The organism is Cryobacterium sp. M15 (genome assembly GCF_002929675.1).
Lineage (GTDB): Bacteria > Actinomycetota > Actinomycetes > Actinomycetales > Microbacteriaceae > Cryobacterium > Cryobacterium lyxosi.
Map to the genome: position 1 here is coordinate 23826 of NZ_PJJW01000037.1, position 13539 is coordinate 37364.

The 13539-nt window shown below is 65.6% G+C and carries 10 protein-coding genes; 1 reads left to right on the forward strand and 9 read right to left on the reverse strand.

Annotation, left to right across the window (positions count from 1 at the left end):
* Positions 1-6: 6 nt before the first annotated feature.
* The 8 genes from CXY83_RS08660 to CXY83_RS08695 form a co-directional block, all read right to left on the reverse strand.
* On the reverse strand, positions 7-795 hold the full coding sequence (locus CXY83_RS08660; RefSeq protein ID WP_104196973.1) for a DNA-formamidopyrimidine glycosylase family protein: 789 nt from the start codon (positions 793-795) through the stop codon (positions 7-9).
* Complete coding sequence (locus CXY83_RS08665; RefSeq protein WP_104196974.1) at positions 788-5485, reverse strand: ATP-dependent helicase; 4698 nt, start codon at positions 5483-5485, stop codon at positions 788-790. Before CXY83_RS08665 ends, CXY83_RS08660 begins: the two co-directional genes overlap by 8 nt.
* A 56-nt stretch (positions 5486-5541) precedes the next feature.
* Positions 5542-6393, reverse strand: a complete 852-nt coding sequence (locus tag CXY83_RS08670) for an SseB family protein (protein WP_104196975.1) — start codon at positions 6391-6393, stop codon at positions 5542-5544.
* The gene (gene priA, locus CXY83_RS08675) at positions 6393-7139 is read right to left on the reverse strand and encodes a bifunctional 1-(5-phosphoribosyl)-5-((5-phosphoribosylamino)methylideneamino)imidazole-4-carboxamide isomerase/phosphoribosylanthranilate isomerase PriA (protein ID WP_104196976.1); all 747 of its coding nucleotides are present in this window, start codon (positions 7137-7139) and stop codon (positions 6393-6395) included. The genes CXY83_RS08670 and priA overlap by 1 nt, the downstream gene beginning before the upstream one ends.
* 105 nt (positions 7140-7244) lie before the next feature.
* Entirely contained in the window at positions 7245-7877 is a 633-nt protein-coding gene (gene hisH, locus CXY83_RS08680; protein ID WP_104196977.1) for an imidazole glycerol phosphate synthase subunit HisH, read from the reverse strand.
* Positions 7874-8497: an imidazoleglycerol-phosphate dehydratase HisB gene (hisB, locus tag CXY83_RS08685; protein WP_104196978.1), complete on the reverse strand. Its 624-nt coding sequence runs from the start codon at positions 8495-8497 to the stop codon at positions 7874-7876. The genes hisH and hisB overlap by 4 nt, the downstream gene beginning before the upstream one ends.
* A gap of 33 nt (positions 8498-8530) precedes the next feature.
* On the reverse strand, positions 8531-9631 hold the full coding sequence (locus tag CXY83_RS08690; RefSeq protein WP_104196979.1) for a histidinol-phosphate transaminase: 1101 nt from the start codon (positions 9629-9631) through the stop codon (positions 8531-8533).
* Between the two features lie 31 nt (positions 9632-9662).
* Positions 9663-10088 (reverse strand): LysM peptidoglycan-binding domain-containing protein, encoded by a 426-nt coding sequence (locus tag CXY83_RS08695; protein WP_104196980.1) that lies wholly within the window; start codon positions 10086-10088, stop codon positions 9663-9665.
* 290 nt (positions 10089-10378) lie between these two features.
* Here CXY83_RS08695 and lexA point away from each other — a divergent pair, with 290 nt between their 5' ends.
* Complete coding sequence (gene lexA / locus CXY83_RS08700; protein WP_092341044.1) at positions 10379-11083, forward strand: transcriptional repressor LexA; 705 nt, start codon at positions 10379-10381, stop codon at positions 11081-11083.
* Between the two features lie 100 nt (positions 11084-11183).
* Here the strand turns inward: lexA and metE are convergent, their stop codons facing one another.
* Entirely contained in the window at positions 11184-13526 is a 2343-nt protein-coding gene (metE, locus tag CXY83_RS08705) for a 5-methyltetrahydropteroyltriglutamate--homocysteine S-methyltransferase (RefSeq protein WP_104196981.1), read from the reverse strand.
* Between the last annotated feature and the right edge of the window lie 13 nt (positions 13527-13539).

The window sequence follows — 13539 nt, forward strand, 5'->3', positions numbered from 1 at the left end:
TCAGTCTCAGGTCTGGCAGCGCGGGCACCAGTAGGTGTCGCGCAACTCCAGTTCGGTACGGCCGAGCTGTCCCCTCTGAATGCGGCTGCCACACCGACGACACGGCTGCCCGGCCCGCCCGTAGACCCAGAGCTGGGCTCCCCGTCGCAGGTTGCCGGTGGTCGTGCGCTCGTCACGGTCTTTATTGGCCCATAACAGGCGCCGGGCGAGTCTCACGAGTCCGGCGAGGTCAGTGACCCCAGCTACGGGCCGGTTCGGCAGCAATCCGCGCAGAAAACAGAGCTCGTTGACATAGACGTTGCCCAGCCCGGCCAGATTGCGCTGGTCAGCGAGGGCCACGATGATCGGCGGCTCCCCGTGGGCAGCAAGACGTCTGGTGGCCTCGGCAGCGTTAGCTGCGCTCCACTCAACGTCGAGCAGATCGGGTCCGAGGTGGCCGACCACCTCGGCTTCAGCCCGGGTCAGCACGAGTTCCAGCACGCCGAGTTCGAACCCCACGGCAACCCACTCGGTCGTCTGCAGCACGATGCGTGCCTGAAACGCCGGCCGCTGCCACCGCGTGCCCGGTCGATACAGGTGCCAGGCGCCCTCCATCTTCAAATGCGAGTGGATGCTCGTCTCACCGACCCGGTGCAGCAGATGTTTGCCGCGACTGACGACCTCGTGCACGGTTTGTCCCGAAAGATCGACCGTAGCGAAAGCGGGTACCCGAATGTCGCAGCCGGTCAGGATGCTGCCGCGCAGGGCCTGGTCGAGGGATCGGGCGGTGCGGTAGACGGTATCGCCCTCAGGCACGCAGCCTCAGCCCTTTCGGGGTCTCGGTGAATCCGGCGGCGCGCAGGGCCCCGCCCACGTCGGTGCCGATCACGAACACGCCGTTGACCGTTTCCACCGCAATCCTCTGCACGCGACCGTTGGTGACCAGGGCGGCCAGACTCACGGTGGCCGCCGTGAGCACCTGCTGATCCGTTTCAAAAGCAACCACGGTTTTACCGCCGCGCTCGACATACAGCACGAGGGCACCGTCGACAAGAACGACGAGTGCGCCCGCCTTTCGACCCGGGCGGTGGGTGGTGTTGCCAGGCAGGGTCGGCCACGGCAGCGCGGCGCCATAGGCATTCGCCGGGTCGGTCGCGGCCAGGGCAACAGCTTCCAGGGGCGCGGTGTTCCTCACGTCGACGGAAGTCTGGGATACTCCCACAGCGAAGGTGCGCAGCCGGTCGATGGTGCCGCCGGTGGCGAACTGAGCCGCGCCGAGCCCCTCGATGAAATAGCCGCGGCGGCAGCGTGCCATCTCTTCAAACCCGGTGAGGGTGCGGTAGACGAGCGAGAAGCCGCCGATCACGCTCTCCGCCATTACCGCCCCCCGGGTCACCACGCCATAGCGTTCGAGCAGCGTCTCCCCCAGCGCGTGGGCGCGGCGGGTTGGGGAATCGTCGGCAACCGGAAGGATCGACCATCGGCCTGACGCCGTGGGGGGACCGCTGCGACTCGGCAGGTTCGGCCGCGGCATCGACCGCCCACGATGCAGACGGGCGCGCGGCGCGGCCCGGCTCTGCCGGTGGGCCGTGTGCCCGCCGGCTAGCAACGAACGCACCGGAGCGAACGTGTCATTGTTGATCAAACCGGCCCAGACCAGGTCCCACAACGACTGCACCAGTGCGGCGTCGTCCTGGCTGCCGACGGCGTCAGACAGCTGCCGAAAGAAGTAGGCGCCCCCGCTGCCCAGGGTCGTCAGGATCTCCTGCTGCAGGGACGTCGTCTCCACGTCGATGGGAAGCGGCAGGGTGAGCTGGGCCGTTTCGGCGAGGTGCAGACTGACCCAACCGTCATTGCCGGCGAGGGTTCCTGCGCCCGCCCAGAGCAACTCCCCCGCGTTGGTGAGTTCGTCGAGCATGCCCGGCTGGTAGTCGCTCACCCGGGCCGGCAGAATGAGCGTCTCCCAGGCGGACGCCGGAATGCGCGCGCCCTCAAGCTGTTCCACAACGGATGCGACGCCGTCGATTCCGCGCAGCTTGCCTCCCACGTGTTGCCAGACCGGCAGGAACCGACCGATGGCCTGCTGGTCCACCGGTTCCACCTCGTGCCGAAGCGCCGCGAGCGAGCGCCGACGCAGGCGCCGCAGCACCTCGGAGTCGCACCATTCCAAGCCGGTGCCGTTCGGTCGGAATTCGCCGGCCACGATACGGCGGGCGTCGGCGAGGCGTTTGAGGGCAATCTGCACAACGGCCGTGCCGAGGCCAAACCGGTCGGCGACGGCGCCGGTGGTGAAGGGTCCGTGCGAGCGTGCGTAGCGGCTCACCAGATCGCCGAGCGGATCAGCCACGGATTCAGTAAACGCAGCGGACACCCCGATCGGCAGGGGAACGCCGAGAGCGTCGCGCAATCGGCTCGCGTCTTCGACTGCTGCCCAGCGTTCCTCACCGCCGATGCTCACGCGCACGGCGCGGCGCGCGTCGACCAGTCCCAGCAGGGCCTGCTCGGCGACAAGGACAGCGGGCGGGCCCTGCGCGGGCGGCAGGCCCGGCGCGGGCGGCGATTCCGGCGGGAGAATGAGCATCCGCTCGGCGACCTCGCTGGTGCTGAGCGGGCCAAGGGTGCGCAACAGATCGGCGACACCTTCCACGCCCTTGGCCAGGTAGTCCGGCGCGAGCCGTTGCAGTTCTCGGTCGGTTTGAGCGATGACGCTCGGGTCGAGGAGTTCACGCAGTTCAACCCGCCCCAACAGTTCGGCCAGCAGGCTCGAATCGATGGCGAGGGCGGTGGCGCGCCGCTCGGCGAGCGGGGTGTCGCCCTCGTACATGAAGGCGGCGACGTAACCGAACAGCAGTGTGCTCGCGAACGGGCTGGCGGTCTCGGTCTCGGTGTCAACCAGACGCACTTCACGGGAGCCGATCTGCCGGGCCAGCGCCCCGAGGGCCGGAAGGTCGTACACGTCTTGAAGGCATTCACGCAGGGTCTCGAGAATGATCGGAAAGGTGGAAAAGGTGCGGGCCACGTCGAGTAGTTGGGCGGCCTTCTGGCGTTGTTGCCACAGCGGCGAGCGCGCACCGGGTTTGTACCTGGGCAGCAGCAGTGCCCGGGCAGCGCACTCCCGAAACCGGGAAGCGAACAGGGCGGAGCCACCGACCTCGTCGATGACGATCTGCTCGAGCTCATCAGGGTCGAAAACGAAGAGCTCACTGCCGGGCGGTTCGGTTTCGGTGTCGGGGATGCGCACGACGATACCGTCATCGCTGGCTACGCAGGAGCCGTCGATTCCGTAGCGTTCGCGCACGCGAGCACCCACGGCGAGCGCCCACGGTGCGTGCACCGGGGTGCCGAACGGGGAATGCAGCACAACCCGCCAGTCCCCCAGTTCATCGCGAAAGCGTTCGACCACGAGGGTCCGGTCGGTCGGGAGCTGCCCGGTAACCGCGCGTTGCTCGGCGAGGAAGGCCAGCAGGTTGTTGATTGCACGCTGGTCGAGCCCGCCCACCGCGCAGCGAGCCTGGGCTTCACTGGGCGGCAGGGCCCCAACCTCGCGCACGAACGCACCGATGGCGCGGCCGAGTTCGGCCGGGCGGCCGAGGCCATCACCTTTCCAGAACGGAAGCCGCCCCGGCTGCCCGAAAGCGGGCACGACGAGCACCCGGTCGTGGGTGATCTCCTGGATACGCCAGCTTGTGGTGCCGAGCGCGAAGACGTCGTTCACACGCGACTCGTAGACCATCTCCTCGTCGAGTTCGCCGACCCGTTTGCCGGTGATCTGTTCGCCGCCGACCATGAAGACCCCAAACAGGCCGCGGTCGGGAATGGTGCCGCCGCTCGTCACGGCCAGGCGTTGCGCTCCGGGCCGCCCGGTCAGGGTGCCAGCGTCTCGATCCCAGACAATGCGGGGGCGCAGTTCGGCGAACTGGTCTGACGGGTAGCGGCCGGCGAGCAGGTCGAGGGTCGCCTCGTAGGCCGATCGTGGCAAGGTCGCAAACGGCGCGCTGCGCCGCACCGTGTCAAACCAGGTTTCCACGTCGATGGGCTCGAGCGCGCAGGCTGCGACAGTCTGCTGCGCCAGAATGTCGAGCGGGTTGGTGGGTACCCGCAGCGATTCGATGACGCCGGCCACCATGCGCTCGGCAGCAACCGCAGCGTGGATGAGGTCGGCGCGATGCTTGGGGTAGATCACCCCGCGCGAAACCTCGCCCACCTGATGCCCGGCCCGGCCAAGCCGCTGCAGCCCGCTCGACACCGACGGCGGCGATTCAACCTGCACGACCAGATCGACGGCACCCATGTCGATACCGAGTTCCAGGCTCGAGGTCGCGACGACACAGCGCAGCCGCCCCGACTTCAGATCGTCTTCAATGAACGCTCGTTGTTCCTTGCTGACGGAACCGTGATGCGCCCGCGCGAGCAAGGGCGCAGCGCCTGTGCTCTGCCCGCTTGCCCCCATCAGCTCGGCTGGTGGCCGCACCACGGCCATCACACCGTGATCGGCCAGCCCCCCGTCGGCAGCCGAAACGGGTACCAGAGCGGATGCCTCCGCCCCGGCCAGGCGGTCGGCGTAGATTTCGTTGAACCGGGCCGTCAGTCGTTCGGTAAGTCTCCGGGAATTCGCGAACACGATGCTCGAAGAGTGCGCCAGCACCTCGTCAACGATGGCCTCCTCAACGTGGGGCCAGATGGACCCGGTTTGCGCAGCAGCGGCCGACGTGACCCCTTCGCGTTGCGGTACCGGCCCGAGGTCGCTCATATCGTCGACCGGCACGACCACCCGCAGGTCGAACCGTTTCAGGGAGGGCGGCGCCACGATGTGAACGGGCGCGGCGCCACCGAGAAAGCGCGCCACTTCGCTCTGCGGGCGCACGGTGGCCGACAACCCGATGCGTTGGGCCGGGTGGCCGAGAAGCGCGTCGAGGCGTTCGAGCGATACGGCGAGGTGGGCGCCGCGCTTACTGGCCGCGACCGCATGTATCTCGTCGATGATGACCGTCTGCACATCGCGCAGCGATTCCCGAGCTGCCGACGTCAGCATCAGAAACAATGATTCCGGAGTGGTGATGAGGATGTCGGGGGGCGAGGAGATCAATTTGCGGCGGTCGGCGCTCGGCGTATCTCCCGAACGCACTCCGACCGTGACCTGTGGCGGCTGAAGTCCAAGCCGTTGCGCGGCGCGGGTGATTCCCACCAGTGGCGCGGTGAGGTTGCGTTCGACGTCAACGCCGAGGGCTTTGAGCGGTGAAATATAGAGAACACGGGTACCGGGAGCACGGGTACCCGGCGCACGGGTACCCGGCTCTGATGCCGGTGCTGATTCGTTCGCCAACTGGTCGATGGCCCACAGGAATGCGGCGAGGGTCTTGCCCGATCCGGTGGGAGCCACGACGAGAGCGTGCGACCCTTGCGCGATAGCAGTCCACGCACCGAGCTGCGCTGCGGTCGGCGCGGCAAACGCCTCGGTGAACCAGGCCTGGGCAGCCGGGGAGAATTGATCGAGAACGTCGGTCATACCGTTATTCTCGCCTGACCCACCGACAGTGCACTGAGCAGGGCCAATATCGGGTATCAGGCCGATGCGACGAGCTTGACGCTCAGCGAATCGACGCCGGTCGTGATGGTCTCGCTTTCCGACCAGCGAGTGCCGAGCCGAGTGAGGATTGCGTCGAGGTCCGTCTGGGTGAGGCCGTCGACCAGTTCCAGTTGAACCACCAGCTCGGGGCCGGTGAGCCGGCCAAGCGGGTCACCGGCAGAAAGCTGCACGGTCAGCACCGAAAGTTCGGTCGCGATCGATGCGGTGAAAGCATCGGCGACATGGTGACTGGCGTAACTCGGTGTCCACGGCAAGGATTGGGCGATGGCCCATAAGGCCGGACGGCGAATGACGAATTCACCGGGCGAAGTCGGGTCGAGCACAACGAGGTCGGTATTCTCCTGCGCGGCGGCCAGGGCGACGCGCACGGCATCCGCTGGCACGGGCCGGGCGAGGGGATTCCAGATCGTCATCGCGGCGGTTGACGAGAAAGCAGGCAGTACGGTGCGGCCGTCCGGACCGGCCACGGTGATGATCGACAGCTCCTGGGTTTTGTCGATCGTCTGGCCGCTCCCGTTCAGGGCGGCATCGCCGAGCTTGGTCACCAGAGGGATGAGCAGGCGGGAACTGCGAATGGCGTCGATGACGCTCTCTTCCCCGGCCTCGCGCGCCTGAAACCGGGCGAGCGCCTCGGCAAGAGCTGCTGGCGCGGATCCGTCATCGCCGGCATCGAGATTCGCCTCGAATTCGCGACCGACCCAAGGCTGGCCAGCGGAGTCGGCCGTGTTGGCCGACTCGTTGTGATCGCCGGGTTGACCCGAAGGCGCGGCACCATCCGGACGTCCAGATGGGTCACCGGTGGAACCGAGGTTTCGCGCCTTCGCCATTAGTCCCCCGCGACGTCCAGTGCCTCGGCAAGGGTGAAGGCCCCCGCGTACAGTGCTTTGCCCACGATGGCACCTTCAAGCCCGAGCGGAACCAGGCGGCGCAGGGCGTCAATGTCATCGAGGCTGGAGATGCCTCCGGAGGCGATCACGGGTTTGCGGGTGCGGTCGAGCACCTGGCGAAGCAGATCGATGTTCGGACCCTGCAGGGTGCCGTCCTTGGTGACATCGGTCACGACATAGCGGGCGCAGCCGGCTTCTTCGAGACGTTCAAGCACCTGCCAGAGGTCTCCACCGTCCTGTGTCCAGCCGCGTGCGGCGAGGGTCGTACCGCGCACGTCGAGGCCGACGGCAACGGCATCGCCGTATTGCGCGATAACGCTCGCCGCCCACTCCGGATTTTCCAGTGCCGCTGTGCCGAGGTTGATGCGCTTGACGCCTGTGGTCAGTGCTGCTTCCAGCGATTCATCGTCGCGGATGCCGCCGGAGAGTTCGATATTGACGCCCTTGACCTGGCGGATGACCTTTTTGATCACGCCGGTGTTGTTGCCCCGGCCAAACGCCGCGTCGAGGTCGACGAGGTGAATCCACTCTGCACCTTGCCGTGCCCAATCAGCCGCAGCATCGACGGGGTCACCGTAATTTGTTTCCGTACCGGCCTCCCCCTTTGTCAGGCGAACTGCCTTACCGGCGGCCACATCGACGGCGGGCAGGAGGACGAGCCTCGGTATCTTATTGAACTCGCTCATTGGTGTCCTTGGTTGGTGCGGCCGCGTGCTGCGACCAGGTTCATGGCAGGTGCCGGTGATGGGTAGGCAGGAGAGGTTTGGACTGTGAAGTCTAGGCGCACCGAGCTAGTCGCGCAGAGTGCCGATCCAGTTCTTCAACAGGCGGATGCCCGCCTCACCGGATTTTTCGGGGTGAAACTGGGTGGCGCTCAGCGGGCCATTCTCGATGGCAGCCAGGAACGGTGCCCCGTGTTCGGCCCAGGTGAGCCAGGGTTCGGGAAACGGCGGCATGACCTCGAGCGTCCAGGCTTGCGCCGCGTACGAGTGCACGAAATAGAAGCGCTCCTCTTCGATTCCTCGGAAGAGCACGGAGTCAGGAGCGCTCGTGACGGTGTCCCAGCCCACGTGCGGCAGAATCGGTGCGGGAAGTTCGGTGACCGTACCGGGCCATTCACCCAGTCCCACGGTGTCGATCCCCCGCTCGACACCGTGTTCGAACATGACCTGCATTCCAACGCAGATGCCGAGTACCGGACGATCGCCAGCCAGGCGACGATCGACGATCTCGTCGCCGCGCACCGCCTTGAGGGCCGCCATCACAGCACTGAACGCACCGACACCGGGCACGACGAGGCCGTCGGCCTCGAGGGCGACGGTGCGATCGCTCGTCAGGGTGACGTCAGCGCCGGCCAGTTCGAGTGCCTTGACCGCGGAGTGCACATTGCCCGTGCCGTAGTCGAAGACAACGACCCGGCTCACAGGGCACCCTTGGTCGACGGAATACCGTGTACCAGCGGGTCGAGAGCCTTGGCGAGGCGAAAAGCACGGGCGAAAGCCTTGAACTCGGCTTCAGCGATGTGGTGCGGGTCGCGACCGCCCAGCACGGTGACGTGCACGGTCAACCCGGCGTGAAAGGTGATGGCTTCAAAGACGTGACGCACCATGGAGCCGGTGAAGTGTCCGCCGATCAGGTGGAATTCGAAGCCGACCGGTTCGCCGGTGTGCACCAGGTAGGGGCGACCCGAAATGTCGACTACGGCTTGGGCGAGAGCCTCGTCGAGCGGCACCAGCGCGTCACCGTAGCGCGAGATGCCCGATTTATCACCGAGCGCTTGGCGAATAGCCTGGCCGAGCACGATTCCCACGTCTTCGACCGTGTGGTGGACGTCAATTTCGATGTCGCCGGAAGCACGCACAGTGAGGTCGCACAGCGAGTGTTTCGCAAACGCGGTGAGGAGGTGGTCGTAGAACGGCACCGAGGTGCGGATATCGCTGACGCCGGTGCCGTCGAGATTGAGCGAGAGGTCGATGCTGGATTCACTCGTCTCCCGTTGCAGGTGGGCGACGCGGGGCGCGAGAATGCCGGCAGGAGAACTCATACTGCTAGCTTATTCGCCTCGGGCCGAATCAGTTCAACCGGGCGTGCCGGCCCGCCCCAGGCGGCCCAGTGCCTCGAGGAACTGAGACGTCTCGTTCTCGGTCCCGGCCGTCACCCGCAAATGGCCGGCAATACCCACGTCGCGAATGAGGATTCCCTCAGCGAGCAACGCCTCAAAGGTCTCTCGCGGGTCGGCCACTCCTCCAAAAAGTACGAAGTTACTCCAGCTTCGGTGCGGGGAATAGCCCAGGCGGGCGAGCTCAACCACGAGCCGGTCACGCTGCCCCCGAATGTCGTCGACCATGGCGAGCATCTCAGCGCTGTGCGCCAGGGCGGCGTTCGCAGCGGCTTGGGTCAGCGCCGAGAGGTGGTACGGCAGACGGACCAGGCGCAGGGCATCCGTCACCGCCGGATCAGCAGCCAGGTAGCCGACCCGGGCACCGGCAAAGGCGAAGGCTTTGCTCATGGTTCGGGAGACGAGAAGCCGTTCCCGACCGGGCAGCAGGGTGACCGCACTCGGGGTGCCAGCGGGCGCGAATTCGGCGTAGGCCTCGTCAACGACAACGATGCCGTCGGTCGCGGCGTAGACGGCGGAGATGGTTTCAAGCGAGAGCGGGGTGCCGGTGGGGTTGTTCGGGGAGCAGAGAAAAACGATGTCGGGGTTGGTTCGGGTGACCTCACTCACGGCGGTGGCCGGAGACAGCTCGAAGTCGGCGTCACGCGCGCCCGGAATCCAGGTGGTGTCGGTACCGGAGGCGAGAATCGAGTACATCGAGTAAGTCGGGGCAAACCCAAGCAGGAAGCGCCCCGGCCCGCCGAACGCCTGAAGCACCTGCTGGAGTACTTCGTTGGACCCGTTTGCCGCCCAGATATTGTCGGCGGTGAGCCCCTCACCGAGGTAGAGGGCCAGCGCCTCGCGCAGAGCCGTGAACTCACGGTCAGGATACCGATTCACCGAGTGGATGGCTTCGGCCAGGTTAGCGAGGATGTCGCGCGCCACCGCATCAGGAATGGGGTGCGTGTTCTCGTTGACGTTCAGGGCCACCGGAACATGCAATTGCGGAGCACCGTATGGGGTGAGGCCTTGCAGATTGGTACGGAGCGGGAGATCTTCGAGACTGGTCACCCTCTCCATGCTACGGCCCCGCGCGTCTGCCGATACCTTCCTAGGAGTCGGAGGGGATTTCCAGGCGCTGGCCCGGCTGCAATGTTTCAACAGCCAGGGCGTTGAGTCGTTTGATGTCGGCCACTACGTCGCGCGGGTCGTCCGCCGGCGAAATATCTTCGGCGAGGTCCCACAGGGTCTGGCCGGGCTCGACCGTGATGAACCGGGCGGAACCGACGTCGGTTGGGAAGTACGTCAGGGTCGTGACAATTCCGGAGTCGGTTGTGTACGACATGAGGTCGGTGCCCGCGGCGGAGTCCGTAGCCCCGGCCGCACCCCCGTTCATGGCGAAAGACACGGCGACGATCACCAGCGGTACGGCAGCAAGAGTTGTGAAAACCAAGCGACCGCGGCGGGTGAGACGAAGGCGCGGGACGGGCGTGAGGGCTGCCGATACGGGAACTGCTGATGCAAATACTGTGGTCATGTCAAACCTCCAAGGTAAGCGCGTTACGAGTCTCGTATCCGGACCTCGGCCGGGAGGCCCAGATACGAAACTATGTTCCGAATATAACTTCGAACAATCGAACATGCAAGCTTTTTCTCGGCTCAGCCCGGAATTGAGCGCGACACACTCGAATAAGTGTTTGTTCCCAGGCATGTAACTGGATAAACTTTCGATAGACAATTGCTGCATTGATACTCAATCAGACACCACCGACATTCCCGCATGACACGGTTTCAGGCCAGGCGGGACCTACTCCAGGAGGGCACATCGTGACACAAGACACCAGTGGTACCCGCGACAAGGGCGGCACTCGGCGCCGCAAGAGTTTGAGCCAACGCCAGCTCGCTATTCTCGACGTGATCCAGCGCTCGGTGAGCTCGCGCGGTTACCCGCCGAGCATGCGGGAAATCGGCGACGCGGTCGGTCTCGCCTCGCTGTCGAGCGTGACCCACCAGCTCAATCAACTCGAACTCAGCGGTTACCTGCGCCGCGACCCGAATCGCCCCCGTGCCCTCGAAGTCCTCATCGAGATTCAGCGTGCCCCCGAAGACGTCGGTACCGGTGACCAGGACAGCTTTCACCCGGGCGTACAGGTCGGCGATGCTGCGATGGTACCCCTCGTCGGTCGCATCGCCGCGGGCATCCCGATCACGGCCGACCAGCAGATAGACGAGATCTTCCCGCTTCCCCGCCAGCTCGTTGGGCAGGGAGAGTTGTTCATGCTCAAGGTTGTGGGTGAGTCCATGATCGACGCTGCCATCTGCGACGGCGACTGGGTCGTTGTTCGTCAGCAGAAGACCGCAGAGAACGGCGAGATCGTCGCGGCCATGCTCGACAATGAGGCCACGGTGAAGGTCTTGAGAAAGCGCGATGGCCACACCTGGCTACTGCCGCGCAACAGCAACTTCGAGCCCATTGTCGGTGACTTCGCCGACATCCTCGGCAAAGTAGTCGCGGTCCTGCGCTCGGTCTAGTCGTCGCGCTGATTGGTGTCATACAAAAGGGCCCGACCACCAGCCGGTGGTCGGGCCCTTTTTTGTCACCCCGTCAGACGAGTCAGACGAGTCAGACGAGTCAGGCGATCACGTCGGCACTGAGGCGTTCGCGCACCACCCGCGTGGCGGCGAGCATGTTCTGCAGCGACTGCACGGTTTCGTCGTAGCCACGAGTCTTGAGGCCACAGTCCGGATTCACCCAGACCTGTCGTTCGGGAATCGATTCCAGAGCGGTGTCGAGCAGGGTCGTCAATTCGTCTACGCTCGGCACCCGGGGTGAATGAATGTCATAGATTCCGGCGCCGATGCCGTGATCGAACCCGCCAGCCTCGATCTCCCGCACGACCTCCATCCGGGAACGGGCCGCTTCGATACTCGTGACGTCTGCGTCAAGGTTGCGGATGGCTTCGATGACAACGCCGAACTCCGAATAGCAGAGGTGGGTGTGAATCTGGGTCGCATCCGCTACACCGGCCGTGGCGAGACGGAACGAGCCGACCGACCAATCCAGGTAGTCCGCGTGGTCCTTTTTCTTCAGCGGCAACAGTTCGCGCAGGGCCGGTTCGTCGACCTGGACGATCTTGATGCCCGCAGCCTCCAGATCGCCGATTTCATCGCGCAGGGCCAGGGCTACCTGGCGGGCGGTCTCGCCGAGCGGCTGATCATCGCGCACAAAAGACCATGCCAGAATCGTGACCGGTCCGGTGAGCATGCCCTTGACCGGCTTCGTCGTCAGGCTCTGCGCGTATACCGACCAGTCCACCGTGATCGGTGCCGGGCGCGATACGTCACCCCACAGAATGGACGGCCGCGTGCAGCGACTGCCGTAGGACTGCACCCAGCCATTCTCGGTCACGGCAAACCCATCGAGGTTTTCGGCGAAGTACTGCACCATGTCGTTGCGTTCGGGTTCTCCGTGCACCAGCACGTCAAGCCCGATCTCCTCCTGCAGTGCCACCACCCGACCGATCTCGGCGCGCATCAGGGACCGATACTCATCGGCGGCCAGGGTTCCCTTGAGAAACTGGGCCCGTGTTCGACGTATGTCACCGGTCTGCGGGAACGATCCGATCGTGGTTGTCGGCAACGACGGCAGCTGCAAGGCGGAATCCTGCGCGCTCAGTCGATCGGCGTAAGCGCCTCGACTGAAATCGGCGTCGGTGAGCGCCGCAGCACGGAGGCGTACGGCGCCGTCGCGCACGCCAGGAGCGCTGTGCCGCGCAGCCAGCGCCGCCGCGGCTTCAGCCAACGGCCCGGCGATCGCGGCCCGTCCATTGACAAGTCCCTGAGCTAGGGTGGCGACCTGGCCGACCTTCTGGTCGGCGAAGGCCAGCCAGCTCACCAATGAGCCTGGCAGCGACGTTTCATCGAGCACATCGTGCGGCACGTGCAGCAGGGAGGTCGAGGTGGAGACGGAAACGGAGTCCGAGAGCGCCCGCACACCCTCAGCAACTTCGATGGCCCCGGTCAGGTCGCCGCGCCAGATGTTGTGGCCGTCAATCACCCCGGCAACGAGGGTCTTGCCGGCCAGCCCCGGTACCGCCTGCGGCAGAGTTCCCCGCACCAGGTCGAGGCCGATTGCTTCAACGGCTGTGGCGGCGAGAACCGGGAGGGCATCATCGAGGCTGCCGTAGGGCGCCGCAACGAACAGCGCCGGCCGGCCGGTCAACCCACCCAGCACCCCGTAAGCGGATGCTACGGCCGCCAGCGTCTCGGCGCGCGGCACGTCGATGGATTCACTGACCAGGCCCGGCTCGTCGAGCTGCACCCAATCGGCGCCGGCATCCGCTAACCGCGCCAGGAGCGCCGCGTAAACGGGAAGGAGATCATCGAGCCGGGACAGTGGCGAGAATCCGGCCGGAGCTTCATCGCTGGCCTTGCTGAGCAACAGGAATGTGACCGGCCCGACGAGCACCGGACGGGTGAGGAACCCGGCGGCTTTGGCTTCGACGAATTCACGCACGATCCGGTCACCGGCCAGCGAGAACGCCGTTTCCGGGCCGATCTCGGGCACGAGGTAATGGTAGTTGGAGTCGAACCACTTGGTCATTTCGAGGGGTAGGTTCTCACCCTCGCCCCGCGCCAGGGTGAAGTAGCCAGCCAAGTCGAGGGTTCCGTCTGCGGCGACGAGTGAGGCAAACCGGCTCGGGATCGCGCCAACGGCGACGATGGTGTCGAGCACCTGGTCGTAATACGAAAACGACTCGGGGATCGAGGAATCGGTTCGGCCTAGACCGAGATCGACGAGCCTGTCGCGGGTCTGCTGCCGCAGCCCGGCGGCGACAGCTTCGAGGGCCGCGGCATCGATCGTTTGGGACCAGAATGCTTCGACGGCTTTCTTCAGCTCCCGTCGCCTTCCGATGCGGGGGTAACCGAGGATGGTGCCGGGGGGAAAGGTGCTGGATATGGGCGCGCTGGGCATGGTGATTCCTTCA

Bases quoted from the DNA above. Each gene is read 5' to 3' on its own strand.
- CXY83_RS08670 (WP_104196975.1), bottom strand. From the start codon at position 6,393: ATGGCGAAGGCGCGAAACCTCGGTTCCACCGGTGACCCATCTGGACGT.
- priA (WP_104196976.1), bottom strand. From the start codon at position 7,139: ATGAGCGAGTTCAATAAGATACCGAGGCTCGTCCTCCTGCCCGCCGTC.
- hisB (WP_104196978.1), bottom strand. From the start codon at position 8,497: ATGAGTTCTCCTGCCGGCATTCTCGCGCCCCGCGTCGCCCACCTGCAA.
- CXY83_RS08690 (WP_104196979.1), bottom strand. From the start codon at position 9,631: ATGGAGAGGGTGACCAGTCTCGAAGATCTCCCGCTCCGTACCAATCTG.
- metE (WP_104196981.1), bottom strand. From the start codon at position 13,526: ATGCCCAGCGCGCCCATATCCAGCACCTTTCCCCCCGGCACCATCCTC.
- CXY83_RS08695 (WP_104196980.1), bottom strand. From the start codon at position 10,088: ATGACCACAGTATTTGCATCAGCAGTTCCCGTATCGGCAGCCCTCACG.
- CXY83_RS08665 (WP_104196974.1), bottom strand. From the start codon at position 5,485: ATGACCGACGTTCTCGATCAATTCTCCCCGGCTGCCCAGGCCTGGTTC.